General features: G+C 68.4%; 20 protein-coding genes. 10 read left to right on the top strand and 10 right to left on the bottom strand.

The window, feature by feature from the left end; translation table 11 throughout:
- Nucleotides 1-32 precede the first annotated feature (32 nt).
- Nucleotides 33-671 carry a PQQ-binding-like beta-propeller repeat protein gene (locus EGT29_RS25100; RefSeq protein ID WP_124691552.1) on the top strand — a complete coding sequence of 213 codons (639 nt, stop codon included), beginning with the start codon at nucleotides 33-35 and terminating at the stop codon, nucleotides 669-671.
- Nucleotides 672-692: 21 nt separating this feature from the next.
- Here EGT29_RS25100 and EGT29_RS25095 read toward each other — a convergent pair whose 3' ends face one another.
- On the bottom strand, nucleotides 693-1,409 hold the full coding sequence (locus EGT29_RS25095; RefSeq protein WP_124691551.1) for a FadR/GntR family transcriptional regulator: 717 nt from the start codon (nucleotides 1,407-1,409) through the stop codon (nucleotides 693-695).
- Between the two features lie 191 nt (nucleotides 1,410-1,600).
- Here EGT29_RS25095 and EGT29_RS25090 point away from each other — a divergent pair, with 191 nt between their 5' ends.
- From EGT29_RS25090 to EGT29_RS25070, 5 genes are all read left to right on the top strand, one after another.
- Entirely contained in the window at nucleotides 1,601-2,479 is an 879-nt protein-coding gene (locus EGT29_RS25090; RefSeq protein WP_124691550.1) for a fumarylacetoacetate hydrolase family protein, read from the top strand.
- An 83-nt stretch (nucleotides 2,480-2,562) separates the two neighbouring features.
- Nucleotides 2,563-3,549, top strand: a complete 987-nt coding sequence (locus EGT29_RS25085; protein WP_161567966.1) for a tripartite tricarboxylate transporter substrate binding protein — start codon at nucleotides 2,563-2,565, stop codon at nucleotides 3,547-3,549.
- Nucleotides 3,546-4,526 carry an ornithine cyclodeaminase family protein gene (locus EGT29_RS25080; protein ID WP_124691548.1) on the top strand — a complete coding sequence of 327 codons (981 nt, stop codon included), beginning with the start codon at nucleotides 3,546-3,548 and terminating at the stop codon, nucleotides 4,524-4,526. The genes EGT29_RS25085 and EGT29_RS25080 overlap by 4 nt, the downstream gene beginning before the upstream one ends.
- 24 nt (nucleotides 4,527-4,550) lie before the next feature.
- Nucleotides 4,551-5,579: a dihydrodipicolinate synthase family protein gene (locus EGT29_RS25075; RefSeq protein WP_124691547.1), complete on the top strand. Its 1,029-nt coding sequence runs from the start codon at nucleotides 4,551-4,553 to the stop codon at nucleotides 5,577-5,579.
- 19 nt (nucleotides 5,580-5,598) lie between these two features.
- Nucleotides 5,599-7,044, top strand: coding sequence for an NAD-dependent succinate-semialdehyde dehydrogenase (locus tag EGT29_RS25070; protein ID WP_124691546.1), 1,446 nt, complete (start codon nucleotides 5,599-5,601; stop codon nucleotides 7,042-7,044).
- Nucleotides 7,045-7,084: 40 nt separating this feature from the next.
- On the opposite strand, the gene EGT29_RS25065 is transcribed toward EGT29_RS25070, so the two are convergent.
- The 4 genes from EGT29_RS25065 to EGT29_RS25050 all read right to left on the bottom strand — a co-directional run bounded on the left by EGT29_RS25065 (nucleotide 7,085) and on the right by EGT29_RS25050 (nucleotide 12,020).
- A complete protein-coding gene (locus EGT29_RS25065) occupies nucleotides 7,085-8,209 on the bottom strand; it encodes a cobalamin-independent methionine synthase II family protein (RefSeq protein WP_124691545.1) in 1,125 nt (374 codons plus the stop codon).
- A gap of 23 nt (nucleotides 8,210-8,232) precedes the next feature.
- The gene (locus tag EGT29_RS25060; RefSeq protein WP_124691544.1) at nucleotides 8,233-8,703 is read right to left on the bottom strand and encodes a tRNA (cytidine(34)-2'-O)-methyltransferase; all 471 of its coding nucleotides are present in this window, start codon (nucleotides 8,701-8,703) and stop codon (nucleotides 8,233-8,235) included.
- 60 nt (nucleotides 8,704-8,763) lie between these two features.
- The gene (locus EGT29_RS25055; protein ID WP_124691543.1) at nucleotides 8,764-11,106 is read right to left on the bottom strand and encodes a cytochrome P450/oxidoreductase; all 2,343 of its coding nucleotides are present in this window, start codon (nucleotides 11,104-11,106) and stop codon (nucleotides 8,764-8,766) included.
- Between the two features lie 71 nt (nucleotides 11,107-11,177).
- On the bottom strand, nucleotides 11,178-12,020 hold the full coding sequence (locus EGT29_RS25050) for an IclR family transcriptional regulator (protein WP_124691542.1): 843 nt from the start codon (nucleotides 12,018-12,020) through the stop codon (nucleotides 11,178-11,180).
- A 190-nt stretch (nucleotides 12,021-12,210) separates the two neighbouring features.
- Here EGT29_RS25050 and EGT29_RS25045 point away from each other — a divergent pair, with 190 nt between their 5' ends.
- The 3 genes from EGT29_RS25045 to EGT29_RS25035 are packed head-to-tail and all read left to right on the top strand — an operon-like array spanning nucleotide 12,211 to nucleotide 16,476.
- The gene (locus EGT29_RS25045; RefSeq protein WP_124691541.1) at nucleotides 12,211-13,695 is read left to right on the top strand and encodes an aldehyde dehydrogenase family protein; all 1,485 of its coding nucleotides are present in this window, start codon (nucleotides 12,211-12,213) and stop codon (nucleotides 13,693-13,695) included.
- A 2-nt stretch (nucleotides 13,696-13,697) separates the two neighbouring features.
- On the top strand, nucleotides 13,698-15,428 hold the full coding sequence (locus EGT29_RS25040; protein WP_238160494.1) for a thiamine pyrophosphate-requiring protein: 1,731 nt from the start codon (nucleotides 13,698-13,700) through the stop codon (nucleotides 15,426-15,428).
- 55 nt (nucleotides 15,429-15,483) lie between these two features.
- Complete coding sequence (locus EGT29_RS25035) at nucleotides 15,484-16,476, top strand: tripartite tricarboxylate transporter substrate binding protein (protein ID WP_124691539.1); 993 nt, start codon at nucleotides 15,484-15,486, stop codon at nucleotides 16,474-16,476.
- A gap of 16 nt (nucleotides 16,477-16,492) precedes the next feature.
- Here the strand turns inward: EGT29_RS25035 and EGT29_RS25030 are convergent, their stop codons facing one another.
- Nucleotides 16,493-16,933, bottom strand: a complete 441-nt coding sequence (locus EGT29_RS25030) for a MarR family winged helix-turn-helix transcriptional regulator (RefSeq protein ID WP_124691538.1) — start codon at nucleotides 16,931-16,933, stop codon at nucleotides 16,493-16,495.
- A gap of 119 nt (nucleotides 16,934-17,052) precedes the next feature.
- Here EGT29_RS25030 and EGT29_RS25025 point away from each other — a divergent pair, with 119 nt between their 5' ends.
- Nucleotides 17,053-17,406 carry a DUF1428 domain-containing protein gene (locus EGT29_RS25025; protein WP_124692502.1) on the top strand — a complete coding sequence of 118 codons (354 nt, stop codon included), beginning with the start codon at nucleotides 17,053-17,055 and terminating at the stop codon, nucleotides 17,404-17,406.
- Nucleotides 17,407-17,424: 18 nt separating this feature from the next.
- On the opposite strand, the gene EGT29_RS25020 is transcribed toward EGT29_RS25025, so the two are convergent.
- From EGT29_RS25020 to EGT29_RS25005, 4 genes are read right to left on the bottom strand one after another with little or no spacing between them, the layout of a single operon-like run.
- The gene (locus EGT29_RS25020) at nucleotides 17,425-18,981 is read right to left on the bottom strand and encodes an efflux transporter outer membrane subunit (protein WP_124691537.1); all 1,557 of its coding nucleotides are present in this window, start codon (nucleotides 18,979-18,981) and stop codon (nucleotides 17,425-17,427) included.
- Complete coding sequence (locus EGT29_RS25015; RefSeq protein ID WP_124691536.1) at nucleotides 18,978-22,094, bottom strand: multidrug efflux RND transporter permease subunit; 3,117 nt, start codon at nucleotides 22,092-22,094, stop codon at nucleotides 18,978-18,980. Before EGT29_RS25015 ends, EGT29_RS25020 begins: the two co-directional genes overlap by 4 nt.
- On the bottom strand, nucleotides 22,091-25,207 hold the full coding sequence (locus EGT29_RS25010) for an MdtB/MuxB family multidrug efflux RND transporter permease subunit (protein WP_124691535.1): 3,117 nt from the start codon (nucleotides 25,205-25,207) through the stop codon (nucleotides 22,091-22,093). The genes EGT29_RS25015 and EGT29_RS25010 overlap by 4 nt, the downstream gene beginning before the upstream one ends.
- Complete coding sequence (locus EGT29_RS25005; RefSeq protein WP_124691534.1) at nucleotides 25,204-26,523, bottom strand: MdtA/MuxA family multidrug efflux RND transporter periplasmic adaptor subunit; 1,320 nt, start codon at nucleotides 26,521-26,523, stop codon at nucleotides 25,204-25,206. The genes EGT29_RS25010 and EGT29_RS25005 overlap by 4 nt, the downstream gene beginning before the upstream one ends.
- Nucleotides 26,524-26,640: the final 117 nt, after the last annotated feature.

The following is a 26,640-nucleotide window of genomic DNA, read 5'->3' as shown; positions in this document are numbered from 1 at the left end:
CTCTTCGTCAACTTTTGCAGCGAGCAGACGCCATGAAGACATCGACAGCCCACATCCTTCGTGAATATGGTCCTTTCCCCGAGGCCGACGGCGTGCACGGCGTGACCTATGACGGCAAGAACGTCTGGTTCGCCATCGGCGACCGGCTCTGTGCCATGGATCCGGCCAGCGGCGAGGTGCAGCGCTCGATCCAGACGCCGGCAAACGCGGGCACCGCGTTCGATGGCCGGCACCTGTACCAGATCGCCGATGGCCAGATCCGCAAGATCGACCCGGACTCCGGCCGTGTGCTGGCCACCATCCCGTCGCCGGCCGGCGGCGAGGACTCGGGGCTGGCATGGGCCGAGGGATCCCTGTGGGTCGGGCACTACCGCGCGCGCAAAATCCACCAGATCGATCCCGAGACCGGGAAGATCCTGCGCTCGATCACCTCCGAGCGCTTCGTCACCGGCGTGACCTGGGTGGACGGCGAGCTTTGGCACGGCACCTGGGAAGGCGATGCCAGCGACCTGCGGCGCATCGATGCGCAAAGCGGCGAGGTTCTGGCCAGGCTGGAGATGCCGCCCGGCACGGGGGTCTCGGGACTGGAATCCGATGGCGGCGACCGCTTCTTCTGCGGCGGCGGCAAGAGCGGGACGCTCAGGTCGGTACGGCGGCCGGCGCGCGCCTGAGCGTTCGCCCGGGCCGGAGCGTCAGATCCGGCCCAGCAGATTGGTCCGCGCGTGCACGATGTGTTCGAAGATTTCCCGCCGCGCGGTGTCCGCGTCGCGATGCTTCAAGGCTTCCACGATGCGGCGGTGTTCCGCCTCGTATTCCCTGCGCCGCTCGGGCGTCACGATCTTTTTCTTCAGGAAGCCCCATTCCCCGCTGTTGCGCACCTCCGCCAGCAGCCTGAACACGCTCACGAACAGCGCGTTGTGCGTGGCCAGCGCCAGGTGCTCGTGCAGCGCGTTGTCCCAGTGCTCGAATTCCTCCAGCGTGTCGGCGGTCTCGGACCGGGCGCAGCAGGCCTCGAGCCGTTCGAAGTCGGCCAGGGTCGCGTTGCTGACGATGAGCTCGACGATCATGGGCTCGAGCAGCAGCCGGGCTTCCATGATTTCGGCCGGGCTGGCCGAGGGAATCGTGAGCAGCTTGCCCGCCGCCGCCACGATGTCCGGCGCGGTGCCGGACGGCGTGTCCGACACATAGGTTCCACTTCCCACCTTCTGCACGATCAGGCCCTGGTCCCGTAGCTCCTGCAGCACGCGGCGCAGGGCCGACCGGCTGACGCCGAAGTCCGCGCACAGGCTGCGTTCGGTCGGCAGCCGGCTGCCGGGCGCCCACTTGCCGGTGCGCAGGCCATCGAGCAGTTCCGTGCGCAGCGCCTGGACGGGGTCGGTGCGGACCTGGAGGCTGGGAGACGGGTACATGGTTGCGCTGGCCCTTGATTGGTTCAAATTGGTTTTATTGTAAAGCGCAAATTCGCCGTGAATCTAGGTGAAAACCCCGTATATTTGGTGAGAGAATGGCTTTATAGTTCGACAAATCAATACCATTTAAAACCAAATTAAACCAATTGGTCGGGCCAGATAGCGAATCCGACCATCCAGCAAGGACTGCCATGCGACTCGCCACTTTCATGCTCGACGGCCAACGCCATGTGGGAATGGTTTCCGACGACGCCCGCCATGTCACGCTGCTCGACCTGCCCGACGGCGCGGCGGACCGGGGCGTGCTGCCGCTGGTCGAGATGGCCGCGCGAGGCGTCGACATCGGGACGCTGCGCGGCAGGACCGTGCCCTTCGACGGCGTACGCCTGGAAGCACCCATTCCCGTTCCCCGCCGCAACGTGTTCTGCGTCGGCCGGAACTACCACGCCCATGCCAAGGAACTGTCGGGCTCGGTCTTCAAGGCCAGCAACACCGACCCGGCCGCGTGGCCCATCGTGTTCACCAAGGTGCCGGAATGCGTCGTCGGCCCGGCGGACGACGTCGTGCTGCCGGGCGAGGTCTCGACCCAGATCGACTACGAGGCCGAACTGGCCGTGGTGATCGGCAAGGGCGGCAAGAACATCTCGCGCGACGAGGCCCTGGGCCACGTCTATGGCTACACCATCGTCAACGACGTGACCGCCCGCGATGTGCAGATGCGGCATCAGCAGTGGGACCTGGGCAAGTCCTTCGATACCTTCTGCCCCATGGGGCCGTGGGTGGTGACCGCCGACGCGCTGGACGGGACCGACACGCGCGTGCGCTGCTGGGTCAACGGCGAGCTCAGGCAGGACGCCGGCACCCGCGATTTCATCTTCGACATTCCGACGCTGATCGAGACCTGCTCGCGGGGCATCACGCTGCACCCCGGGGACATCATCGCGACGGGCACGCCCGCTGGCGTCGGCATGGGGCTGACGCCGCCGCGCTACCTGGCCGCGGGCGACGTCGTCCGCATCGAGATCGACGGGCTGGGCGTGATCGAAAACCGGTTCGTCGCGCCGCGATGACCGTCATGCGGCCCGGATGCCGGGCCGTCCGCAAGGCGCCGCCAGAGCGCGACAAGACCACCTTCTCATGGAGACAGACCATCATGAAAACCACGCTGTGGGCCGCGGCGTTCACCGCCCTGTCGCTGGTCGCCGCGCCGGGCGCGCGGGCGGAGTATCCCGACCGGCCGATCAACCTGATCGTTCCCTTCCCGCCGGGCGGCACGGCGGACAACATGGCTCGCGCGTTGCAGCCCGCCCTCCAGCGCGCGCTCAAGCAGACCGTGGTCGTCATCAATCGCCCGGGGGCGGGCGGCGCGATCGGCGTGAGCCAGGTCGCCAACGCGCCGGCGGACGGCTACTCGATCCTGTGCTCGCTGCTGAGCGTGGCCAGCCTGCCCGAGCAGGCGGTGGTCAACAAGCAGAAACCGCCGTTCACGCTGGAGCAGCTCACGCCCGTCGCGATGCTGAGCGCCGAGCCGGTGGCCATGGTGGTGCCCGAGGCCAGTCCCTACAAGACTTTTCCCGAACTGATCGCGGCAGCCAAGGCCAGGCCCGATGCCCTGACCTACGGATCGACCGGCTTCTTTGGCGAGGTGCACGTGCGCACCGCGGCGTTCGCGGACACGGCGCACATCAAGGTGCGGCACATTCCCTACCAGGGGGGTGGTCCGCTGGTGACCGCGCTGGTGGCCGGCGAGGTCGATTTCGCGCTGCTGTCGCGGTCGCTGTCGCTGACCCAGGTCAAGGCCGGACGGCTGAAGTACCTGGCCACGGCCGGCGACGAACCCTGGGCCGATCCCGCGGGCCTGCCGCGGATGAAGGACGGCGGCGTGGACTTCGACTCGGTCGCGGGCACGGCCCTGTTCATTTCCTCCGGCACGCCGGAGGCCGTGGAGCGGAAGATCCGGCAGGCGGTGGAGGCCGCGGCCCGCGATCCCGAGTTCAAGAAGATCGTGTCCAGCGCGGGCGGCGAGGTCAAGTATTCCGCCGGAACCAAGTTCGCGACGTTCTGGGCATCCTACGTGAAGTCGATCGCGGCCATCACGCACCGGATCGCCGCGACCGAGACGCGGGAGGTGGCCAAATGAGCGGCACGGCGCCGGTCTTCATCGGCACCGACGCGGTCGAGCGGGTGCTGACCTGGGACGCGCTGGTGGCCGCGCTGCGCGATGCCTATGCCCAGCGCCACGACGAGCACATCAGCCCGCCCCGCACCTTCGCCCGGGGCGACGGCGCGTCGCTGCGCGCCCTGGCCAGCGTGCCGCCCGGCAAGCGCTTCATGGGCGCCAAGGTGTTCGGCCGCGGCCGCAATCGCGGCATGAACTACCTGATCTCGCTGGCGGACCAGGACACGGGCGAGATCCGCGCGCTGCTCGATGCCAACAAGATCACCGCCTACCGCACCGCGGCCACCTCGGCGCTGGCGGTCGACTGCCTGGCGCCCCGGCGGCCGGTGCGGCTGGGCGTGCTGGGCAGCGGCGCCGAGGCGCGCGCCCACGTCCAGGCCATCGCCTCGCTGCGGCAGGTCGAGAGCTTGCGGATCTACAGTCCGACGCCGGCCAACCGCGAGCAGTTCGCGCGTGATTTCGAGGCGATGCTGGGCGTGCCCTGCCGGCCGGCCGCGACCGCCGCGCAGGCCATGGAAGGGGCCGACATCGGCATCGCCGCCGCCCGGTCGCGCGACGAGACCCCCATCCTGCATGCCGACGCGCTGCGCGACGGCATGGTGCTGGTGTCGGTCGGCTCCACGCTGCCGCAACAGCGCGAGATCGACGCCTCGGTGGTGGAGCGCTGCGATCTCATCGTCTGCGACATGCCCGACGAGGTCAGCGCCGAGTCCGGCGACATGCTGGAGGCGCGGGCGCGCGGTATCGATTTCGCGCCCAGGCTGCGCTCGCTCAACCAGCTGGTGCGCGGCGAGATCGCGGCCGGCGCCCGGCTGCCGATGTTCAAGTCGGTGGGCTCGGCCTTGCAGGACATCGTCGCGGCCGAGCTCGTCTTCGACCTGGCCACCGACGCGGGGCTGGCCGTCGAGCTGCCCATTGCCTTTACCTACAAACAATAGATTTCTTCGACCAGGAACTGGAACATGGCCTCCTACAAACGACACGAAGCCCGCGACTGGGCGCACGAACACCTGCGCGGCGTCGCCAACGTCGTGATCCCCTCGTTCACCGCCGACCTCAAGGGCCTGAACGAGCAGGGCATCCGCCACGACATTCGCCACGAGATCGAGCTGGGCTTCTCCGGCACGCTGATGGTCTCGGAAGTGGCCATCACGCTGCCCGAGTACGAGCAGTTCTTCGCCTGGGCGAACGACGAATCGCGCGGGCGGCTGAAACTCATTCACCACGCCAGTTTCAACACGCTGGAAGAGAACATCGAGGCGGCGAAGATTGCCGAGCGCAACGGTGCCGAACTCATCCTGCTGTCGTACCCGGCCAACTTCTACGCCCGCACGTCGCAGGACATCTACGACTACACCAAGGCCTTCTGCGACGCGACGGACCTGGGCGTGATGCTGTTCCAGGTGCCGCACTGGGGCTTCGAGCGCGTGCACCCGTCCGACCTCGAGGCGCCGCTGATCCGGCGCCTGCTGGACGACTGCCCGAACATCGCCGCGCTGAAGGCCGAGGGCGGCATGCCCAGTATCATGGGCTGGGTGGAGGCCTATCGCCTGTTCAGCAAGGACGTGGTCGTGACCATGCCGCTCGAACAGTACGCCCTGGCGCTGGCCCAGCTCGTGCCCATCCAGTTCATCGGCACCAGCGACACCGAATACTACGGCGGCATGATCCCGCGCATCTTCAACCTGATCCAGGAGAAGAAGTACGACGAGGCCACCCGGCTCTACTGGCAGTTGACGCCGGCGCGCAAGGCCCGCGCCGCGGCCAACTCGTATTCCTCGCAGACCCAGTTCCTGAACCGCATGCTGTGGAAGTTCGAGGGCTGGCTCAACGGCTTCAACGGCGGCCCGGTGCGCCAGCCGACCATGCGCATCAACGAGAACACCATGAACAGCCTGCGGCAGGCGCTGGTCAAGTCGGGCCTGACGCCCACCGACTCGCCCAACGGCGATTTCTTCGTCGGCCGGCATCCCATGGATACCGCGGCCTGAGCCCATGCGCGAGACCCCCATGCTATCCATCGCCAATCTGCCCACCGATCTCTACATAGACGGCAACTGGGCCAAGCCGGCCCAGCCGCGTTCGTTCACGGTCTCGGACCCGGCCACGGGCGAGCGGGTCGCCCAGGTGGCCGATGCCGGCCTGGACGACGCGCGCGCGGCCGTCGACGCGGCGGCGGCGGCCCTGCCCGCGTGGCGCGACACGCCGCCCCGCACCCGGGCCGAGGTGCTGCGCAAGGTCCACCTGCTGATGCTGGAACGGCTGGAGGAGCTGGCGCGCATCATCACGCTGGAGAACGGCAAGCCGCTGGCCGACAGCCGGGCCGAGACCCGCTACGCCGCGGAGTTCTTCCGCTGGTATTCGGAAGAGGCCTGCCGCAACCTGGGATCGGTCAGCCACGCGCCGGCCGGCGGCTACCGGATCCTGGTCCAGCACCAGCCCATAGGCGTCGTGGCGCTGGTCACGCCCTGGAATTTTCCCTCGGCCATGGGGGCGCGCAAGATCGCGCCCGCGCTGGCGGCCGGCTGCACGGTGCTGGTCAAGCCGGCCTCGCTGACGCCGCTCAGCATGCTGGCGCTGGCCGACATCCTGGCCGAGGCGGGCGTGCCGGACGGCGTGGTCAACATCGTGCCGACGTCGCGCTCGGGTCCGCTGGTGGATCTTTGGCTGCACGATCCGCGCGTGCGGCTGGTGTCCTTCACCGGCTCGACCGAGGTGGGGCGCATCCTGCTGAAGGCCGCCGCCGACCAGGTCTTGAAGACGCCGATGGAGCTGGGCGGCAACGCGCCGTTCCTGGTGCTGGACGACGCCGACGTGCAAGCCGCGGTCGACGGCGCGATGATCGCCAAGATGCGCAACATGGGCGAGGCCTGCACGGCGGCCAACCGCTTCTACGTCGGGGCGGGCGTCTACGACGCCTTCGTCCGCGCTTTCGCAGAACGGATGCGCGCCCAGAAGATCGGCCACGGCCTGGACGAGGCCAACCAGGTCGGCAGCCTGATCGACGCCGCGACCCGCGACAAGGTCGAGGAACTGGTCGAGGACGCCGTCTCGCGCGGGGCGAAAGTGCTGTGCGGCGGGGAAAGGCTGTCCGGTCCCGGCTATTTCTATCCGCCCACCGTCCTGGGTGATGTCCCTGCCGACAGCCGCGTGCTGAGCGAGGAGATCTTCGGCCCCGTCGCGCCCATCGTGCGCGTGGCGTCCGAGGACGAGATGGTGGAACTGGCCAACGGCACGGAATACGGCCTGGCCGCGTACCTCTATACGCGCGATCTGGCCAAGGGCCTGAAGCTGGCCGAGCGGCTGGAGTTCGGCATGGTGGCGCTGAACCGGGGGCTGGTCTCGGACCCGGCGGCGCCGTTCGGCGGCGTCAAGCAGAGCGGCCTGGGCCGGGAAGGCAGCTGGGAAGGCATGCAGGAATACATGGAGACGAAGTACGTGGCGGTGGAGTGGTAGGCGGCGGCCCGCGGGCGCGGGCCGCCGCCTCCGTGTCCGCCTATCGGGCCGCGCTGGCCCGGTCGGCGCCGTCGCGCAGCGCCGACAGCTTCATCCAGGTCACGGCCGGATCGATCTTGCCGTAGTTCGCGAAGGTGCCGAAGCCGCAGTCGGTGCTTGCCACCACCCGGTCTTCGCCCATGAACGAGACGTAGCGCTCCAGCCGCTGGCGGATCAGTTCCGGATGCTCGACGTAGTTCGAGCAGCTGTCGATCAGCCCGGGTGCCAGGATCTTGTTCTCGGGCCTGGCCGCGCGCCAGATCTCCCATTCGTGTTCGTGGCGCGGATTGGCCGCTTCGAACAGCACGGTGGCCGGCCGGGCGGCCAGGATCAGGTCGATGATTTTTTCCAGCGCGATGTCGCAGTGGTGCGGACCTTCGTAGTTGCCCCAGCAGATGTGCATGCGCAGCTTCTCGGGCAGGATGTTGCTCGTGGCCGCGTTCAGCGCCTCGACGTTCTGCCACGCCCGCTGCACGAATTCGGCTTCGCTCAGGTTCTGGTAGCCGGTGTGCGCGGCCATGGCCAGGTCCGGGCAGTCCAGTTGCAGGTCGAAGCCCGCCGCCACGATGGCCTCGTATTCAGGACGCATGGCCTCGACCAGGTCCGCCAGGTAGGCCTCGTGCGTCGGGTAGTGCTTGTTGGGCTGGAACGCGGTCACCAGCCCCGGCGAGGCGGCGTTCATGAAGGCCCGGCGGCCCTGGCCGTGCCGCTCGACCGCGGACTTGAAGCGGCGGATGTCGGCATGGCAGGGCTCCATGGTGCGCAGCTTGACCGGGCCGACGCAGGCGGCGCGCACGAATTCCTGGGACCCCATGATCGCGGCCAGCTTCTTGCGCAGGTCGGGGAAGTCGGCCAGATCCTTGGCGGGCTGCCGGTCGATGTGGCCGCCGAAGCCTTCCAGCCGTTCGGTGATGTAGGTGGCGTAGCCGACCTTGCCGAGTTCGCCGTCGCTCATGATGTCGACGCCGGCCCGGACCTGCTTCTGCACCGCGCCGTCGATGGCCGCCTGCACGGTCCGCTCGAATTGATCGGGGTCGACCTCCTGGCCATGGTCGCGCGCGAGCAGCAGCTGCGCCAGCTCGTCACCGCGGGGAAGACTGCCGACGTGGGTGGTCAGTATGGGCATCGCGTTCCTCCTTTTTTCGTATCTTACAGGCCGCCTTCGTAGCCGGATTGCCGCCAGGCCTCGAACACCGTTACCGCCACGGAGTTGGACAGGTTCAGGCTGCGCTGGCCCGGCCGCATCGGCAGGCGCAGCCGCTGTTCCTCGGGAAAGCCGTCGCGGATGGCGGCGGGCAGGCCGGCCGTTTCGCTGCCGAACACGAAGGCGTCGCCGGGCTGGAAACGGACCGCGCCGAACAGCCGGGACCCACGCGTCGTGAAGGCGAACACGCGGTCCGCCGCCGCGCCGGTGGCGGCGATGGCGGCGGCGAAATCGTCATGCACCTGGACCGAGGCCCATTCGTGATAGTCCAGCCCCGCGCGCCGCAGCTTGGCGTCCTCGAGCTCGAAGCCCAGCGGGCGCACCAGGTGCAGTTGCACGCCGGTATTGGCGGCGAGCCGGATGGCGTTGCCGGTGTTGGGCGGTATTTCGGGGTGGACGAGGATGACGTGGAACACGGTGCGGGACGGAGCGGGACTGGGTGGGCCGATGGTACCGCATCCCGCCCGGCAGGCGCGCTACAGCTCCAGCACCAGTTTCCCGGCGCACGCCCGCGAACAGCAGGTCATCATCCGGTCGTTCGCCTCGCGCTCGGCCTTGGTCAGCACCATGTCGCGATGGTCGACCTGGCCGGCCAGCACGCGCACCTCGCACGAACCGCACAGGCCTTCCTCGCAGTCGCTGGGCACGTCGATGTTGGCGGCGCGCAGCGAGGCCAGCACGGTGCGATCCGCCGGGACCGTCACGGTGATGCCGGAATCCTTCAGTTCCACCTCGAAGGCGTGTTCCCTGGCCGGGTCGAGCTGGGCGAGATTGGACTCGAAGTGCTCGATGCGCAGCGCATCGTCCGGCCAGGCCGCGCAGTGCGCTTCCAGGGCTTGGAGCATGCGCTTGGGGCCGCAGGCGCAGATCTTCCAGCCTTCCCGGGGCTGGCCCAGCAGCGCGGCCAGGTCGTTGCGCTGGCCTTCTTCCGAGACGTACACGTGCAGGCGCTCGCCATGCAGGGTGGCCAGTTCGTCCAGGAAGGCCATGCCGGCGCGACTGCGGCCGCTGTAGTGCAGCTCGTAGTCCATGCCCAGTTCGCGGGCGCGGCGGGCCATGGCGGCGATGGGCGTGATGCCGATGCCGCCGGCGACCAGTATCAGTTTCTCCGCCGTCTCGTCCAGGCGGAAGTGGTTGCGCGGGCCGCGTATGCGCAGCTTGTCGCCCACGCGCACGCGGCCGTGTATCCAGGATGATCCGCCGCGCCCCTCGGGTTCATGCAGGACAGCGATCTCCAGAGCGCCCGCGTCGGCGGGGTCTCCGCACAGCGAGTATTGGCGCGAGCGTTCGGGTTCGCCGCACTCGACGTCGATGTGCGAGCCGGGGGCCCAGCGCGGCAGCGCGCGGCCGTCGGGCGACACCAGGCGCAGCTTGACGATGCCGTCGGCCACCGGGGTGGCGCTTTCCACCACCACGCTGCGCGCGATGGCGTGGCGCGAGGGTTCGCCTATGCGCACCGGCGGCTGGATTTGCAGCAGCGTGGCATCCTGGCGCTCGGGGTTCCGTGCCGGGTCCCACTCCACCCACAGGTGCTCCGGCCCGCGGAACGAGGTATTGGGCACGTAGCTGAAACGCTGGTCGGCCAGGCGCATGTGAGGCAGGCGGCGCGTCAGCTCCTGCAGGAAAATCTGCATTTCCATGCGGGCCAGGTTCTTGCCCATGCATTGGTGCGAGCCATAGCCGAAGGTCAGGTGATCGCTGGCATTCTCGCGGCGGATGTCGAAGAAATCGGCGTCGGCGAAGTGGCGGTCGTCGTGGTTGGCCGACGAGGTCACGATCAGCAGCTTCGATCCGGCGGGGATATCCACGCCCTCGATGCGCGTGTCGCGGGTCACCAGGCGGCGCCATGCCGCCACCGAGCCGTTGTGGCGCAGGCATTCCTCGACCGCGCTGGGGATCAGGCCCGGGTCCTCGCAGATTTCGCGCCAGGCGTCGGGATGCTGCAACAGCAGCTTGATCGCATTGGCCGTGGCGTTGGCGGTGGTCTCGTGGGCGGCGACGATGCCGGCCATCATCATCGAATGCAGGTAGGAGTCGGTCACCACCTCCGGGTGCTCCTGCTGCTTGCGGATGCCGTAGCGCATCCAGCCGGGCTGGTCCGGGGCCTGGCGCATCTTTTCCAGCACCTTGCCGGCGTATTGCCAGAAGTTGCCGACGGCATGGGCCACCGCCACCTGTTCCTCGGGTTCGGGACGGCCCCAGGTGTTGACGGTGTGGGCGATGGAATAGCGCCGCAGCGTGTCCATGTCTTCCTCGGGCACGCCCAGGAAATGCAGCGCCACGGTCAGCGGCACTTCCCACAGCATCTGGTCGACCAGGTCGGCGCGGCCGTCATCGACGAAGCGGTCCACGTATTCGCGCGCCAGCCGCCGCACCATGGGTTCGTGGTGCTTGAGGTGTTCGGGCGTGAAGGGCTCCATCAGGACGCGCCGGCGCGGCATGTGCGCCGGCTCGTCCTCGTTGACCAGGGTGCGGTTCATCGCGTAGCCGTACTGTTCGAGCACCGCGTTGGCCTCGGGGCCGGTGGGGGTGATCTTCTCCAGCGCGATCGAGGGGCTGAAGGTGATGTTGTCGCGGAAGATGGCCTTGATGGCCTCGTAGCGCGTGACCACCCAGTAGCCCAGCCGGGGGCTGTAGAAAATGGGTTCCTGTTCGCGCGCCCAGCGCACGTACTCGGGCGGATCCTGCTGGTAGCCGTCTTCGAACGGGTCGAAACCGGCGGCGCGCGCGCTGACGGGGCAGCCGGTGGGGCCGACGCCGGCGGACGCGGCGTCGTGATGGATCGGGCAGCCTCCGGCCCGGGGCGGGGGTGCGGACATGGCGTGTCTCCTGTTGCCGGATCCCGAGGGGAGGGGTCCATTTGCGTAATTATTATACGCAATGCGTAAAATTAAATCGGGAGAATCACCACCCCCCCATGACCGAGCCGCTTGCTGACCGCGGCCGCTGCCTGTCGTACCGCTCCAGCGATTTCGCCGCCGGGGGAGGGGTCGAACGCGCCGGATGGCCCCAGCGCGGTGATCACCACGGGCACCGCGCCATCGGCGTTGCGCACCGGGGCGGCGACCGCGCTGATGCCGTTCAGGTACAGGTCGCTGACCGGCGCGCAGCCCCGCGCGCGGATTTCCTCGAACAAGTGATCCGCTGCGCGGCGATCGGCCAGCAGTGCGCGCTGCCGGGGCGTGGCGATTTCCAGTTCGTGCGCGATCAGCGCCTCGAGTTGCGCGGTCGAACGCGAGAAGGCGCCGAATGCGCGGCCGGTGGCCGACCACAATACCGGCATCACCGAGCCGATCCTTACGTTCACGGCGACCGGCTGCGTCGGTTCGCTCCAGCGCACGATGGTCGGACCGCAGTTGCCGAGCACCGATACGAAGCAGGACAGGTTGCGGGACTCGCCCAGCTGCACCAGCTCGGCCGCCGCCAGGGTCAGGGGGTCGGACTGCCGCATCGCGGCCAGTCCGATGGCCAGCGATTCCGGGCCCAGCACGTAGTGTGAACTGGAGATGTCCTGCACGACCAGGTCGGCCTCCACCAGGCTGGCCAGATAGCGGTGCACCTTGGACGGGTTCTCGTCCACCCGGGCGGCCAGCGCGGTCAGCGAGGCCGCGCCGCCCATGCCGGCCAGGGCTTTCAGTATGGACATGCCCATGCCGGCCGACTGCACCTTGCTGCGCCGGTCCGGCGCGGCGGTTTTCGTGGCGGCGGGGGCGGGGCGTTTGCTGTTGGGCATGGGCGGGAGCTCCTGCGCGGGCGCGCGGCGGTGTCAGTGCGGTGAGACGAATAGTACGCAAAAGCGGATCCGCGGCGCAGACGAGCCTAGGGTGTACCCGGACGTTGCGTTGTATAGAACAATCTTCCACTGCACTCCTACACTGCGTCCCGCAAGCGGCACCACGTGAAGATGCCGCGAGGAGACCCAGATGGACCATGCTCATCCGCTCGGCGCATCGCAGCTGTTTATCGACGGGCAGCGCCGGCCTGCGGCCGATGGCAGGACGTACCCTCTTTACAACCCCGCCCGGCCCGGCGAACTGGTCGGCCATGCGGCCCGGGCGGGTGTCGCCGACGTGGAGGCGGCGTTCGATGCCGCGCAGCGGGCGTTCCCCGCCTGGCGCGATCTGTCGTGTGCCGAACGCGCCGAATACCTGCAGCGCATCGCCGTGCACCTGACCTCGGACGAGGCCGATTTCGAGGCGCGCATCCGGCTGTTCACACGGGAACACGGCAAGGTGCTGAAGGAGTCGCGCATCGAGATGGGCCGGCTGGGGGGCCGCTTCGTGCAAGTGGCTTCGTATGCGCAGCGGCTCGACACGCAGGACGTCATGAAGGGCCCGCCGTTCGATACCGTGGTGGAGCACCAGCCGCGCGGAGTCGCCCTGCTGGTCGTGCCCTGGAACTGGCCGCTGTCCATCCTCGGGGCGAAGCTGCCGCAGGCGCTGCTGGCGGGCAACACCGTCGTCATCAAGCTTCCCGAGAATTCGTCGATGGCGCCGGCCATGACCGTGGCCCGCATCGCCGAGGCCCTGCCGCCCGGCGTGGTCAACCTGATCACCGGTTCGTCGTCCGAGATCGGCGACGCGATGCTGACGCACCCGGCGGTCCGCATGATCAATTTCACCGGCAGCATTCCGGTGGGTCGGCACGTGATGAAGATGGCTGCCGGGCAACTGGTGCCGGTCACCCTGGAACTGGGCGGTAACGATGCGGCCCTGGTGCTGGAGGATGCCGTGCTGGACCAGGCTGCCTTCCAGCGCATGTACCTGGGCGCGTTCATGACCTCGGGCCAGATCTGCATGGCGCTCAAGCGGCTGTACGTGCATCGTTCGCGCTACGACGAAGTGGTGGACGGTCTGTCTGCCATGGCCGCGGCCCAGGTGGTCGGCGACGGCCTGCTGCCGGAAACCACCATGGGCCCGGTGAACAATCGCCGCCAGTTGAAGGTCGTCACCGACATGCTGGCGCAGGCCCGCGCCGCGGGCGCCGAAGTCCGGGAGTGCGGTACGGTGCCCGACGAGGCGCTCTATCGAGCGGGCTTCTTCCAGAAGCCCGCGCTGGTGCTCGATCCCGAACCACACCTGGACATCGTGCGCGAAGAGCAATTCGGGCCGGCCCTGCCCATCATTCCGATCGACGACGAAGCGCAGGGCATGGCGATGGCCAACGACACGCGCTTTGGCCTGTGCTCGTCGGTATGGACCAGCGACATGGCGCGCGCGTGGCGGCTCGCCCGGCAGTTCGAGGCCGGCTACACCTACATCAATACGCACGGGCCGCTGGGCCAGGATGACCGCGGACCGTTCGGCGGTTTCAAGCAGAGCGGCGTCGGTCGCAATCTCGGCTTCGAAGGGGTGCTGTCGTTTCGCGGCTATCACACCATTACCGGTCCGCAAGGGAGTCTCGCGTGAGCATGGAACCCATCCTGACCGAAGATCGTCTTCCTTCCGCTGCCGAGCAGTTGCTGCGCGTCTGTTCCAGCCTGGGGGTCGAATACCTGTTCACCAACCTGGGCAGCGACCATCCGGCGTTCATCGACGCCTTCGCCAGGCTGGAGCAGGAAGGCCGCCCCATGCCGCGCATCATCGTCTGTCCGCACGAGATGACCACGCTCAGCGCGGCCCACGGCTATGCGATGGTGACGCGTCGGCCGCAACTGGTGCTGGTGCACGTGGACGTCGGCACCCAGAACCTGGGCGCGAGCGTGCACAACGCGGCCAGGGGCCGGGTGCCCGCGATCGTGGTGGCGGGCCTGTCTCCCGTTTCCACCCATGCGGGCACCGTGGGCCACCGCAACGAATACATCCACTACACGCAGGATGCACCGCGCCAGGCTGGTATCGTCGATCAGTACATGAAGTGGTGCTACGAACTGCGCAGTGCCGAGATGACCGACAAGGTGGTGCGCCGCGCCCACCAGCTGGCGTGCTCCATGCCCCAGGGACCGGTGTACCTGACGGGCGCGCGCGAGACGTGGGAAGCCACGGCGTCGCCGCCGGAAGACGCGGCAGGGAATTGGGCGGTCTCGAAGTTCGCGGGACTGGCGCCGGACGATCTGCTCGAGTTGCATCGTGCGCTGGCGCAGGCGCGCCGGCCGCTGGTCGTGACCACGTATCTGGGATACCAGCAGGAAAGCGTGGGGCGGCTGGTGGAGCTGTCCGAGCGCTTCGGCATCGGCGTATGCGAACTGGGACCGCATTACCTGAATTTCCCGGGCGATCATCCCCACCATCTCGGTTATCAGCGAAATACCCTGATTGCCGAGGCCGACCTGATCCTGATGGTGGACGTCGACGTGCCCTGGATCGAGTCCCGGGTCACGCCTGCCAAGGGAGCCAGGGTATTTCATGTCGACCTGGATCCGCTCAAGCCCGGCCTGGGCTACTGGCATTTCCCCGCCCAGCGCAGCTACCAGGCCGACAGCCGTCAGGTGCTCGAGCAATTGCTCGGCTTGCCGGCCAAGGATGCGGACCGGCTGCGGGCGGAGAGGCTTGCCTGGATCACCGAAGCCCGCCGCGCCCATGCGCCGGCATTCGGACCGGACGGCGGCGACGGCGCCATTACGCCGGTGGAACTGACGCGGGCCGTGCGCGAACTCGTCAACGAGCGGTCGATCGTGCTGGTGGAGGCGCCGTCAGCGTCGCAGATGATCCCCGCGATCCTGCGCATGAACCGGCCCGGAAGCTACTACGGCAATCACGGCGCGGGGCTGGGTTGGGGCGCGAATGCCGCGATCGGCGTGAAGCTGGCGAATCCTGATGCCGAAGTCATCACCCTGCTCGGCGACGGTTGTTTCATGTTCGGCGTGCCGAGCAGCGCGTACTGGGTCGCGGGCGCGTACCGCGCGCCTCACTTGACCATCGTCTACAACAATGGCGGCTGGAAGTCGCCGCGGATGTCGACGGTCTACGTCCATCCCGAAGGGCCCGCGCAGCGCAACGATACCTATTGGGTGGCGGCCGGTGCGGGCACGCAGTTCTCGGCGGTGGCCGAGGCAACAGGTGGCGCGGTCGGGTATCGCGTCGACGGCCGTGAACAACTGCAAGCCACGCTGCGCCAGGCGCTCGCCACGGTACGCAGCGGCAAGGCGGCGGTCGTGGACGTGAGGCTGGCGTCCGTGACCGGCCAGGTGCTCGCCAGGTAGCCATACGGGCCGTGGCCGCCCGGTATCTCGGCCGCAACGTTCCTGGAGAAGGAAAATGCAAGCATCGTTCGTTCGCGCCCGCCGCGCGCTGGGGCAGGGACTGTTGTTGTCGCCGCTGGCCTGGGCCCTGGGCACACCGGCCTGGGCAGATGCCTGGCCCACGGGTCCGATCCGGATCGTCGTCAACAATCCCGCGGGAGGCGCGGTCGACGTGGTGGCCCGCCTGGTCGCCACGCCGCTGGCTCAGGTCCTGCACCAGCCCGTCATCATCGAGAACCGCGGCGGTGCGAACGGCAATATCGGCGCCGAGGCGGTGGCCCGCGCCGCGCCGGACGGCTATACCCTGCTGGCCAGCGCGGGCGGCGTGTTCGCGGTCAACACTGCCCTGTATCCCAATATGTCCTTCAGCGTCGACCGGGACTTGCAGCCGGTGGCGGGCATCATGCGGGTTTCGGTATTCCTGACCGCCAATGCGTCGCTGCCGGTTTCGAACGTGCGCGAGTTCATCGAATGGGGACGCACGCATCCTGGCAAGCTGTCGTACGGTTCGGCCGGCACCGGCAGCCTGCCGCACCTGGCGGGGGAAATGTTCAACGAAGCGGCGGGTATCCGCTCCCTGCACGTACCGTACCGAGGCGCCGCCCCGGCATTGGCGGACCTGTTGGGCGGGCAGGTGCAGTACATGTTCGATCCCGGCATCGGCCTGGCCCAGGTGCGCGCGGGCAAGCTCAAGCGGCTGGCCATTGCCGACCTGAAGCGTTCGCCGCTGTTTCCCGAACTGCCGACCTTGGCCGAATCGGGGCTGCCAGGGTTCGAGGCGAACTCGTGGTACGGCATCTATGCCCCGGCCGGCGTACCGGCCGACATCGTCGATCGCCTCAACACGGAGATCAACCGTATCCTCGAACGGCCGGAAGTCAGGGAAGGGCTGGCGACCCTGGGCGGGCAGCCATTGGCGGTCACGCCCGCGGAGCTGATGCAGAAGGCGCGTTCCGACACCGAACGTTTCGGCGCCGTGATCCGGGCCCGCAGCCTGCGCATCGACTGAGCCGGGCCAATGGGGCTCAAGCCAGCGCGCGCAGGCTGGCGCGCAGCCGATCCGCGTCCTGGTCCGGCAATCCGGCCTCGACGTCCGCGTGCGTGGCCCGCCAGATCGGCAGGGCGCGGGCCAGCGCAAGATGGCCCGCGTCGGTCAGGACCAGCAACCGGCTGCGGCGGTCGTCGGGATCGATCTCGATCCGCACCATGCCGTCGCGCTCGAGCGGCTTGAGCGCGGCCGTCAGCGTGGTGCGGTCCATCGCCAGCAGCGTCGCCACCGGTGCGATGGAGGGCGGTTGCGGACGGTTCAACGCCATCAGCAGCGAGAACTGCCCATTGGTCAGGCCCGCGGGCCGCAGGGCATCGTCGAAGCGCTTGGCCAGCGCCCGCGCCGCGCGCTGCACGTGCAGGCACAGGCAGGTGTCGCGCACTTCCTGCGTGGCGTCGAACGGAATTTTCTTTGACATGATGAAGCTATTATGTTGATATCAACATAAATGTCAAATTGGCGAGGCATGATCGCCAATGAAGGCCGGTCCGCCGCGGGGGCGGACCGCCACACCCGCAAAGGAGATCGACGATGGCGATGAAATATGTGGAGGGTTTCCTCGTGGCCGTGCCGGCCGCCAACAAGGAGCAGTACATCAAGCACGCCGCCGACGCGGCGCCGCTGTTCAAGGAATTCGGCGTCACGCGCATGGTCGAGTGCTGGGGCGACGACGTGCCCGACGGCAAGCTGACCGATTTCCGCCGGGCCGTGCAGGCCAAGGAAGACGAAGTGGTCGTCTTCAGCTGGTTCGAGTATCCGTCCAAGGAAGTGCGGGATGCCGCCAACCAGAAGATGATGTCCGATCCGCGCATGAAGGCCATGGGCGAGACCATGCCTTTCGATGGCAAGCGCATGATATTCGGCGGCTTTGTTCCCGTCGTGGACGTCTGACGCACGCCGGGCCGGCCGTCACCGCGTGGACGAATCCGCCTGAGCGCCGTCCCGCGTGGACGCCAGGGCGTCCGCATGCCAGCCTCCGCCCAGCGCGGCGATCAGGTTCACGCTGGCGGTCAGGCGATTGCCCAGCAATGACAGCGCGGTGCGCTCGTTGCTGAGCGCCGAGGTCTGCACGGTGACCACGCTCAGGTAGTCGATCAGGCCGGATTCGAACTGGTTGGTGGTGAGCCGCAGCGATTCGCGCGCCGCATCCAGGGCGCGCTGCTGCACGACCTGTTCCTCTTCCATCACGCGTAGTTGCGACAGGTAGTTCTCCACCTCGCCCAGCGCGGACAGCACGGTCTGCCGGTAGGCGGCCACCTGCTGGTCGTAGGTGGCTTCGGCCTGGCGGGTCTGCGCGCGGCGCAGGCCGGCGTCGAACAGCGGCGCGGCCAGCGAGGGGCCCAGCGACCAGAAGCGCGCCGGCGCGGTCAGCCAGTCCGAGAACTGCGAGCTGCGATAGCCCATCGAGGCGGACAGGGTCAACGAGGGGAAGTAGGCCGCCTTGGCGACGCCGATGCGCGCGTTGGCCGCCTGGACCTGGCGTTCGGCCGCGGCGATGTCGGGCCGGCGCTCCAGCAGTTCCGAGGGCAGGCCCACCGGGACCGCCGGCAGCATGGCCTGGAAAGTCGTGGGGGCAAGGCTGAACTCGGACGGTGGCTGGCCGGCCAGGATGGCGATGGCGTGCTCGAGCTGGGCGCGCTGCCAGCGCAGGTCCACGGCCTGGGCCCGGGTCGATTCCAGTTGGGTGCGGGCCTGGGCGATCTCGGCCTTGGCCGAGACGCCCACCGCATAGCGGTTCTCGTTCAGGCGCAGCGAGCGTTCATAGACCTTGATGGTGGCTTCCAGCAGGCGCTGCTGCTCGTCCATGATGCGCAACTGGAAGTAGTTGCGCGCCAGTTCGGCCTGCGCGCTCAGGTGGGCGTTGGCCAGGTTGGCCGCGCTGGCCTGCGCGCTGGCGGTGTCGGCCTCGATGCTGCGGCGGATGCGGCCCCACAAGTCGGCTTCCCAGCTGGCCGTGGCGCTCATGCTGTACTGGTTGCGGATGCTTTGCGAGCCGCCCTGGCTGATGACGACGCCGCTGCTGTTGGTGGTGGTGCTGCTGCTCGTGCCGGTACCGCTGCGCGTGGCCGAGGCGCTGCCGCTCAGCGTGGGGAACTGCCCGGCGCGCGTGGCCTGCACGGTGGCCAGCGCCTGCCGGTACTGCGCCTCGGCCTGCGCGATGGTCTGGTTGGCGGTCTCGACCTGCGCCATCAGGCGCGACAGCTCGGGGTCGCCGTAGACCTCCCACCACGGGCCGCGGCCCACGTCGTCGCGAGGCTCGGCGGCCTTCCAGCCGGCGGCTTCCTTGAACTGGACGCCGCTGTTCACGGTCGGCCGCACGTAATCGGGCCCCATGGCGCATCCGGCCAGCAGGGCGGCCAGCGCGGCACATGCGGCCAGGCGCGCGCCGCCGGCCCGCGGCGGGCGGCGATCGGCAAGCGGGGAAGGGCAGGGCGTGCCCGCCACGGCAGGCCACGTCTTGGTCATAGATTGTCTCCGGGTAGCGCGAGGCCCGCCGATCGCGGCCGGCCCCAGCGCCGTTGCGCCCGCCAGTGCAGGCGGTCGAGGTACAGATAGACCACCGGGGTGGTGAACAGCGTCAGCAGCTGGCTGACGACCAGCCCGCCGACGATGGTGATGCCCAGCGGCTGGCGCAGCTCGGCGCCGGCGCCGGTGCTGATCACCAGCGGCACGGCGCCCAGGATGGCCGCCATGGTGGTCATCAGGATGGGACGGAAGCGCATCAGGCAGGCTTCGTGGATGGCCTCGCGCGAACTCAGGCCGCGCCGCCGTTCGGCATCCAGCGCGAAGTCCACCATCATGATGGCGTTCTTCTTGACGATGCCGATCAGCAGGAACACCCCGATCAGCGCGATCAGCGAGAACTCCCGGCCCAGCATCATCAGCGCCAGCAGGGCGCCCAGCCCGGCCGAGGGCAGGGTGGACAGGATGGTCAGCGGATGGATGTAGCTCTCGTACAGCATGCCCAGCACCAGGTACATGGTGACCAGGGCGGCCAGGATCAGCCAGGGCTGGGCGCTCAGCGACGATTGCAGCGCCTTGGCGCTGCCGGCGAAGCCCGCCTGGATCTCGGTGGTCGGCAGGCTGATGCGGGCCACCGCCTCGTTGACCGCGCGGGTGGCCTGTTCCAGCGATACGCCCGGGGCCAGGTTGAAGGCGATGGTGTCGGCGGCGAACTGGCTCTCGTGCGAGACGCTCAGCGGCGCGTTGGTGGTGCGCCACTTCGCGAAGGCCGACAGCGGCACGCGGGCGCCGGTCGAGGTGATGACGGTGACCTGCTGCAGCGCGTCGGCGTTCTGGGCGAAGCGCTGGTCCACCTCCATGACCACGCGGTACTGGTTGAGCGGGTTGTAGATGACCGAGACCTGCCGCTGGCTGAACGAGTTGTTCAGCACCGCGGCGATCATGGACATGTTCACCCCCAGCCGCGTCGCGGTCTCGCGGTCGATCTCCAGCGAGATCTGCCGGCCCTTGTCCTCGACGTCCACGTCGATGTCGGTCAGTTCGGGCAGGGCCGCCAGCGCCCGCTGGACGCGCGGCATCCAGGTCCGCAGCGTCGACAGCTCCGATGCCTTCAGCGAATACTGGTAGCTGGAGTTGGACATGCGCGCCCCGATGCGTATGTCCTGGTTGGGCATCAGGAACATGCGCGCGCCGGGCACGTTGCCCAGCTTGCCGCGCAGCCGGTTCATCACGTCGTCCACGGATACCTTGCGTTGGGCCAGGGGCTTGAGCTGGATCATCATGAAACTGGTGTTGCTGCCGCCGCGCCCACCGCTGTAGCCGACCATGCTCTCGACCGCCGGATCGGCCAGCACCACCTTGCGGAAGTACTCCAGCTTGGGGCGCATGGCCTGGAAGGACGTGCCCTGGTCGGCGCGGATGAAGCCCATGAGCTGGCCCGTGTCCTGCTGCGGGAAGAAGCCCTTGGGCACCTTCACGTACAGGTACACGTTGAGCCCGACCACCACGCCCAGCACGATCAGGGTCAGCAGCGAATGGCGCAGCACCCAGTGCAGCGCCCGGCCGTAGCCCCGCGCCATGCCGGCGAAGCCGGCTTCCATCAGGCGGGAGATCCGCCCCGGGGGCCGCGCTTCGCGCACGGGGCGCAGCATGCGGGCGCACATCATGGGCGTCAGCGTGACCGACACGATCAGCGACATCAGGATGGCGGCGGACAGCGTGACGGAGAATTCGCGGAACAGCCGGCCGACGATGTCGCCCATCAGCAGGATGGGGATGAACACCGCGATCAGCGACAGGCTCATCGACAGCACCGTGAAACCGACCTCGCGGGAGCCCACGAGGGCGGCTCGCAGCGGCGACATGCCGGCCTCCAGGTGCCGCGAGATGTTCTCCAGCACGACGATGGCGTCGTCCACCACAAAGCCGGTGGCGACGATCAGCGCCATCAGCGACATGGTGTTGAGCGAATAGCCGCACAGGTACATGACGGCGAAGGTGGCGATGAGCGAGACCGGGACCGCCACGCTGGGAATGATGGCGGCGCGGACGTTGCGCAGGAACAGCAGCACCACCAGGATGACCAGGATGACGGCGATGACGAGCGTGTGCTCGGCCTCGGCCAGCGAGGCGCGGATGCTGGGCGTGCGGTCCTGCGCCACCGTGAGCGCGACGTCGCCCGGCAACAGCGCCCGCATCTGCGGCAGCGCCTCGCGGATGCGGTCCACGGTCTCGATGATGTTGGCGGCGGGTTGGCGGCCCACCACCAGCAGGATGGCGGGGCTGTTGTTCAGGAACCCCATGTTGAAGAGGTCTTCCACCGAGTCCTCGACCCGCGCCACGTCGCTCAGCACCACCGGCGAGCCGTTGCGGTAGGCCACGATCAGCTGGCGATATTCGGAGGCTTTGCGCAACTGGTCGTTGGTGGCGACCTGCCAGCTCGTGTCGCTGTTCTCGAGCACGCCCTTGGGTCCGCGCGCGTTGGCGTTGTTCAACGCGGTGCGCACCTCGTCCAGCGCGATGCCGTACTGGTTGAGCGCGGTCGGGTTCAGTTCCACCCGCACCGCCGGCAGCGAGCTGCCGCCGACCTGGACGTCGCTGACGCCCTTGATCTGCGCGATGCGCTGCGCCAGGATGGTCGAGCCCACGTCGTAGAGCTGACCCTGGTCCAGCGTGGGCGAGGTCAGCGCCAGCACCATGATGGGCGCGGAAGCGGGGTTGCGCTTGGTGTAGGTCGGGTTGCTGCGCAGCGAGCTGGGCAGCATGGTGCGCGCAGCATTGATGGCGCCCTGCACGTCGCGCGCGGCGCCGTCGATGTCGCGGCTCAGGTCGAACTGCAAGGTGACGCTGGTCGAACCCTGGGTGCTGCGCGAGGTCATCTCGCTGATGCCGGCGATGCTGCCCAGCGAGCGCTCCAGCGGCGTGGCGACGCTGGAGGCCATGGTCTCGGGGCTGGCGCCGGGCAGGCTGGCGCGCACCGATATCGTGGGGAAGTCCACCTGCGGCAGTGGCGCGACAGGCAGCTTGACGAAGGCCAGGGCGCCGGCCAGCACCACCGCGATGGCCAGCAGCACCGTGGCCACCGGCCGCATAATGAACGGCGCGGAGATGTTCATGCCGTGCCGCCCGGCTGGCCCACCGAGACCGTGCGCCGCTCGCGCCTGCGGTTCATCGCATGACCCAGGCGGTCGAACATCAGGTAGATGACCGGCGTCGTGAACAGCGTCAGCAGCTGGCTGAACAGCAGGCCGCCCACCATCACGATGCCCAGCGGCTGGCGCAGTTCGGCGCCGCTACCGGTACTGAGCATCAGCGGCACCGCGCCGAACAGCGCGGCGAAGGTGGTCATCAGGATCGGCCGGAAGCGCAGCAGCGCCGCCTGGTGGATGGCGTCGCGCGGCGCCATGCCCTGCTTGCGCTCGGCCTCGAGCGCGAAGTCGATCATCATGATGGCGTTCTTCTTCACGATGCCGATCAGCAGGATGATCCCGATGATGCCGATCATGTCCAGATCGCTGCCCGCGATCATCAGCGCCAGCAGCGCGCCCACGCCGGCCGAGGGCAGGGTGGACAGGATGGTGATGGGGTGGATGTAGCTTTCGTACAGCACGCCCAGCACGATGTACATCGTGGCGATGGCGGCCAGGATCAGCAGCAGGGTGCTGTTCAGCGAGGCCTGGAAAGCCTGGGCCGCGCCCTGGAAGCTGGTCTGGATGCCCAGCGGCATGCCGATCTCGTGCTCGGCCTGGAGGATGGCGTCGACCGCGCCGCTGAGCGAGGCGCCATGGGCCAGGTTGAACGACACCGTGGCCGACGGGAATTGCCCCAGGTGGCTGATCGACAGCGCCGTGGTGCGCTCGGACACCCGCACGATGTTGGTCAGCGGCACCTGCTTGCCGTCGCTGGTGGCCACGTAGATCTGCGACAGCGACGACGGATCCTGCCGGAACTGCGGCGCGACCTCCAGCACCACGCGGTACTGGTTGGCCTGGGTGAAGATGGTCGATATCAGCCGCTGGCCCAGCGCGTCGTACAGCGCGTTGTTGATGTCGGCCGCCGTCACGCCCAGCCGCGAGGCGGCGTTGCGGTCGATCTCGACGTAGGTCTGCAGGCCGCGGTCCTGCAGGTCGTGAGTCACGTCGGCCAGTTGCGGCAGCTGCTTGAGCCGCTCGACCAGCTTGCGCGTCCAGGTGCCCAGCGTGTCCAGATCGGGGTCTTGCAGCGTGAACTGGTACTGGGTGCGGCTGACGCTGTCCTCGATGGTCAGGTCCTGCACCGGCTGCATGTACAGCCGCAGGTCCTCCAGCTTGTCCAGCTGCGGCTGCAGGCGGGCGATCACCTGCGCCGCCGACGCGCTGCGTTCGCCGTGCGGCTTCAGGTTGATCTGCAGGCGGCCGGCATTGAGCGTGGCGTTGGTGCCGTCCACGCCGATGAAGGACGACAGGCTGGCCACGTCCGGATCGCGCAGGATGACCTCGGCCGCCGCCTGCTGGCGCCGCGCCATGGCGGCGAAGGACACCGACGGCGAGCTTTCGCTGATGGCCTGGATGACGCCCGTGTCCTGCTGGGGGAAGAAGCCCTTGGGAATGACGGCGTACAGCAGCACGGTCAGCAGCAGCGTGCCCAGCGCGACCAGCAGCGTCAGCGGCTGGTGCGACAGCACCCAGCGCAGCATGCGGTCGTAGCCGGCGATGATGCGGTCGAACCATTCGCCGCTCTTGCGGTAGAACCGGCCCTGCTCCTCGTCGGGGATGTGGCGCAGGTACTTCGAGCACATCATGGGGGTCAGGCTGAGCGAGATCACCAGCGAGATCAGGATGGAGACCGCCAGGGTGATGGCGAATTCGCGGAACAGCCTGCCGATCACGTCGCCCATGAACAGCAGCGGAATCAGCACGGCGATCAGCGAGAACGTCAGCGAGATCAGCGTGAAGCCGATCTGCGCCGCGCCCTTCAGGGCGGCCTGCACCGGCGTCTCGCCCTGTTCCAGGTAGCGGGCGATGTTCTCGATCATGACGATGGCGTCGTCCACCACGAAGCCGGTGGCGATGGTCAGCGCCATCAGCGTGAGGTTGTTGACGCTGAAGCCGGCCAGGTACATGACGCCGAAGGTGCCGATCAGCGACAACGGGACGACCACGCTGGGAATGATGGTGGCCGTGAGATTGCGCAGGAACACGAAGGTGACCATGACCACCAGCGCGACCGCCAGCAGCAGCTCGAACTGCACGTCCTTGACGGACGAGCGGATGGATTCGGTGCGGTCCGACAGCACGGCCACGTCCAGCGTGCTGGGCAGCGCCGCCTGCAGGTCGGGCAGCAGCTTGCGGATGTTGTCCACCACCTGGATCACGTTGGCGCCGGGCTGGCGCTGCACGTTCAAAAGGATGGCCGGCTGGCCGTCGGCCCAGGCGGCCTGGCGGGTGTTCTCGGCGTCGCGTTCGATCTCGGCCACGTCCGACAGCCGCACCGGCGCGTTGTTGGCGTAGGCGATGATCAGGTCGCGGTACTGCTCGATGGTCTTCAACTGGTCGTTGGCGTCGAGCGTGGTGGCGCGGCTGGGGCCGTCGAAGTTGCCCTTGGGCTGGTTGACGTTGGCGCCGGTGATGGCGGTGCGCACGTTGCCGAGGTTCAGCCCCACCGAGGCCAGGGCGCGCGGGTTCGCGCGGATGCGCACGGCCGGTCGCTGGCCGCCGGCGATGCTGACCAGGCCCACGCCCGAGACCTGCGAGATCTTCTGCGCCATGCGCGTGTCCACCAGGTCGCGCACCTGGTAGAGCGGCAGCGTGGGCGAGCTGATCGCCAGCGTCAGGACCGGCGTGTCGGCGGGATTGACCTTGTTGTAGATGGGCGGCGCGGGCAGATCGTTGGGCAGCAGGTTCGAGCCGGCGTTGATGGCCGCCTGGACCTCCTGCTCGGCCACGTCCAGCGGCAGGTCGAGGTTGAACTTCAGGGTGATGACCGAGGCCCCGCCCGAACTGATGGACGACATCTGGTTCAGGCCGGGCATCTGGCCGAACTGGCGTTCCAGCGGCGCCGTCACCAGCGAGGTCATGACGTCGGGGCTGGCGCCGGGATACTGCGTCACCACCTGGATGGTCGGATAGTCGACCTCGGGCAGCGCCGAGACCGGCAGCATCTTGTAGGCGATCAGGCCCGACAGCAGGATCGCCAGCATCGCCAGCGACGTGGCGATCGGGCGCAGGATGAACAGCCGCGACGGATTCATGGCGCCGCGCGTCCGTTGCCGCGGCGGCGCGCGCCCTGGCCGGCACCGCGCTGCAACTGCGAGCCGGCCGCCTCGGGCACGGCCTCGCCGCCGGTCACGACCTGCACCGGTGCGCCGTCGCGCAGGCGGTCCACGCCCTCGACCACGATGCGGTCGCCGGGCTTGAGGCCTTCCTGCACCGATACCCGCTCGCCGTCGCTCGGGCCGAGCTTGATCACGCGCAGCGAGACGGTGTTGTCGTCGTTGACCACATAGACGAAGGTGCCCGGCGTGCCGCGCTGCACCGCGCCGGCGGGAATGACCGTGGCGCCGGCCAGCGTGCGCACGTGCAGCCGGGCGTTGACGAATTGGTTGGGGAACAGGCTCTCGTCCTTGTTCTCGAAGCGGGCCTTGAGCTTGACGGTGCCGGTGGTCGTGTCGATCTGGTTGTCCACCGTGGTCAGCACGCCGTCGGCGAGGTGGCGCACGTCGGCCCGGTCATAGGCCTGGACGGCCAGCGTCTTGCCCGCCCGCAGCTGGGCCAGCACGTCGGGCAGATCGCCCTCGGCAATGGTGAACAGCAGCGAGATGGGCTGGGTCTGGGTGATGATGACCAGGCCGTTGGTATCGCTGCTGCGCACGAGGTTGCCCAGGTCGACCTGGCGCAGGCCCAGGCGGCCGGAGATCGGCGCGGCGACGCGGGTGTAGTCGAGCTGCAGCTTGGCGTTGTCCACCGCCGCCTGGTTGGTCTTGAGCGTGCCTTCGTACTGGCGCACCAGGGCCACCTGCGTGTCCACCTGCTGGCGCGCGATGGAATCCTGCGCGTACAGGGTCTGGTAGCGTTCCAGGTCGCGCCGCGCGTTGTCGAGCTGCGCGCGGTTCTGTTCCAGCGTGCCCTGGGCCTGGGCCAGCGCCACCTGGTAGGGGCGGGGGTCGATCTGCACCAGCAGGTCGCCGGCCTTGACGAACTGGCCTTCCTGGAAAAGGATCTTCTGCAGTTCACCGTCCACCTTGCTGCGCACCGTGGCCGTGTTGTACGCGGTGACCGTGCCCAGCGCCTTCAGGTAGACCTTCATGTCCTCGGCCCGGGCGGGCGAGACCCGGACCGGCGTGGCGGCCTGGAAGCCGCCCGGCCCGCCTGGTCCACCCGGCCCGCGCGGCGCGCCGACGCCTGGCTTGCCCGCTTCGGGCGCCGCCTGCTGGCGCGCGTGCCACCACCAGTATCCGCCGCCGGCCAGGGCGACCACGACCGCCAGCCAGAGCCAGCGCTGTTTTTTCTTGCCGTTCGACGGGGAAGACGACGGAGCCCGTTCGGGCTGGGGGGGAATGTCGGCCATGGAGTTCCAGATAAGGCTTGCCTGATTCGCGCCGCGGGGAAAATGCCCCGGATCGCGGCGCCCTCTAAGGTATTCCAGTTGCGGCGCAATGTGTTGACAAGAAGCCCGGGTTTGAAA

The sequence above is a fragment of the Pigmentiphaga sp. H8 genome, from assembly GCF_003854895.1.
In the GTDB taxonomy this organism is placed as follows: Bacteria; Pseudomonadota; Gammaproteobacteria; order Burkholderiales; family Burkholderiaceae_B; genus Pigmentiphaga.
This window is presented reverse-complemented; position numbering and strand designations above follow the sequence as displayed.

What these genes read in the sequence shown, in the direction of transcription:
- EGT29_RS25100 (WP_124691552.1), top strand. Translation starts at nt 33, where the DNA reads ATGAAGACATCGACAGCCCACATCCTTCGTGAATATGGTCCTTTCCCC.
- EGT29_RS25095 (WP_124691551.1), bottom strand. Translation starts at nt 1,409, where the DNA reads ATGTACCCGTCTCCCAGCCTCCAGGTCCGCACCGACCCCGTCCAGGCG.
- EGT29_RS25090 (WP_124691550.1), top strand. Translation starts at nt 1,601, where the DNA reads ATGCGACTCGCCACTTTCATGCTCGACGGCCAACGCCATGTGGGAATG.
- EGT29_RS25085 (WP_161567966.1), top strand. Translation starts at nt 2,563, where the DNA reads ATGAAAACCACGCTGTGGGCCGCGGCGTTCACCGCCCTGTCGCTGGTC.
- EGT29_RS25080 (WP_124691548.1), top strand. Translation starts at nt 3,546, where the DNA reads ATGAGCGGCACGGCGCCGGTCTTCATCGGCACCGACGCGGTCGAGCGG.
- EGT29_RS25075 (WP_124691547.1), top strand. Translation starts at nt 4,551, where the DNA reads ATGGCCTCCTACAAACGACACGAAGCCCGCGACTGGGCGCACGAACAC.
- EGT29_RS25070 (WP_124691546.1), top strand. Translation starts at nt 5,599, where the DNA reads ATGCTATCCATCGCCAATCTGCCCACCGATCTCTACATAGACGGCAAC.
- EGT29_RS25065 (WP_124691545.1), bottom strand. Translation starts at nt 8,209, where the DNA reads ATGCCCATACTGACCACCCACGTCGGCAGTCTTCCCCGCGGTGACGAG.
- EGT29_RS25055 (WP_124691543.1), bottom strand. Translation starts at nt 11,106, where the DNA reads ATGTCCGCACCCCCGCCCCGGGCCGGAGGCTGCCCGATCCATCACGAC.
- EGT29_RS25050 (WP_124691542.1), bottom strand. Translation starts at nt 12,020, where the DNA reads ATGCCCAACAGCAAACGCCCCGCCCCCGCCGCCACGAAAACCGCCGCG.
- EGT29_RS25045 (WP_124691541.1), top strand. Translation starts at nt 12,211, where the DNA reads ATGGACCATGCTCATCCGCTCGGCGCATCGCAGCTGTTTATCGACGGG.
- EGT29_RS25040 (WP_238160494.1), top strand. Translation starts at nt 13,698, where the DNA reads ATGGAACCCATCCTGACCGAAGATCGTCTTCCTTCCGCTGCCGAGCAG.
- EGT29_RS25035 (WP_124691539.1), top strand. Translation starts at nt 15,484, where the DNA reads ATGCAAGCATCGTTCGTTCGCGCCCGCCGCGCGCTGGGGCAGGGACTG.
- EGT29_RS25030 (WP_124691538.1), bottom strand. Translation starts at nt 16,933, where the DNA reads ATGTCAAAGAAAATTCCGTTCGACGCCACGCAGGAAGTGCGCGACACC.
- EGT29_RS25025 (WP_124692502.1), top strand. Translation starts at nt 17,053, where the DNA reads ATGAAATATGTGGAGGGTTTCCTCGTGGCCGTGCCGGCCGCCAACAAG.
- EGT29_RS25020 (WP_124691537.1), bottom strand. Translation starts at nt 18,981, where the DNA reads ATGACCAAGACGTGGCCTGCCGTGGCGGGCACGCCCTGCCCTTCCCCG.
- EGT29_RS25015 (WP_124691536.1), bottom strand. Translation starts at nt 22,094, where the DNA reads ATGAACATCTCCGCGCCGTTCATTATGCGGCCGGTGGCCACGGTGCTG.
- EGT29_RS25010 (WP_124691535.1), bottom strand. Translation starts at nt 25,207, where the DNA reads ATGAATCCGTCGCGGCTGTTCATCCTGCGCCCGATCGCCACGTCGCTG.
- EGT29_RS25005 (WP_124691534.1), bottom strand. Translation starts at nt 26,523, where the DNA reads ATGGCCGACATTCCCCCCCAGCCCGAACGGGCTCCGTCGTCTTCCCCG.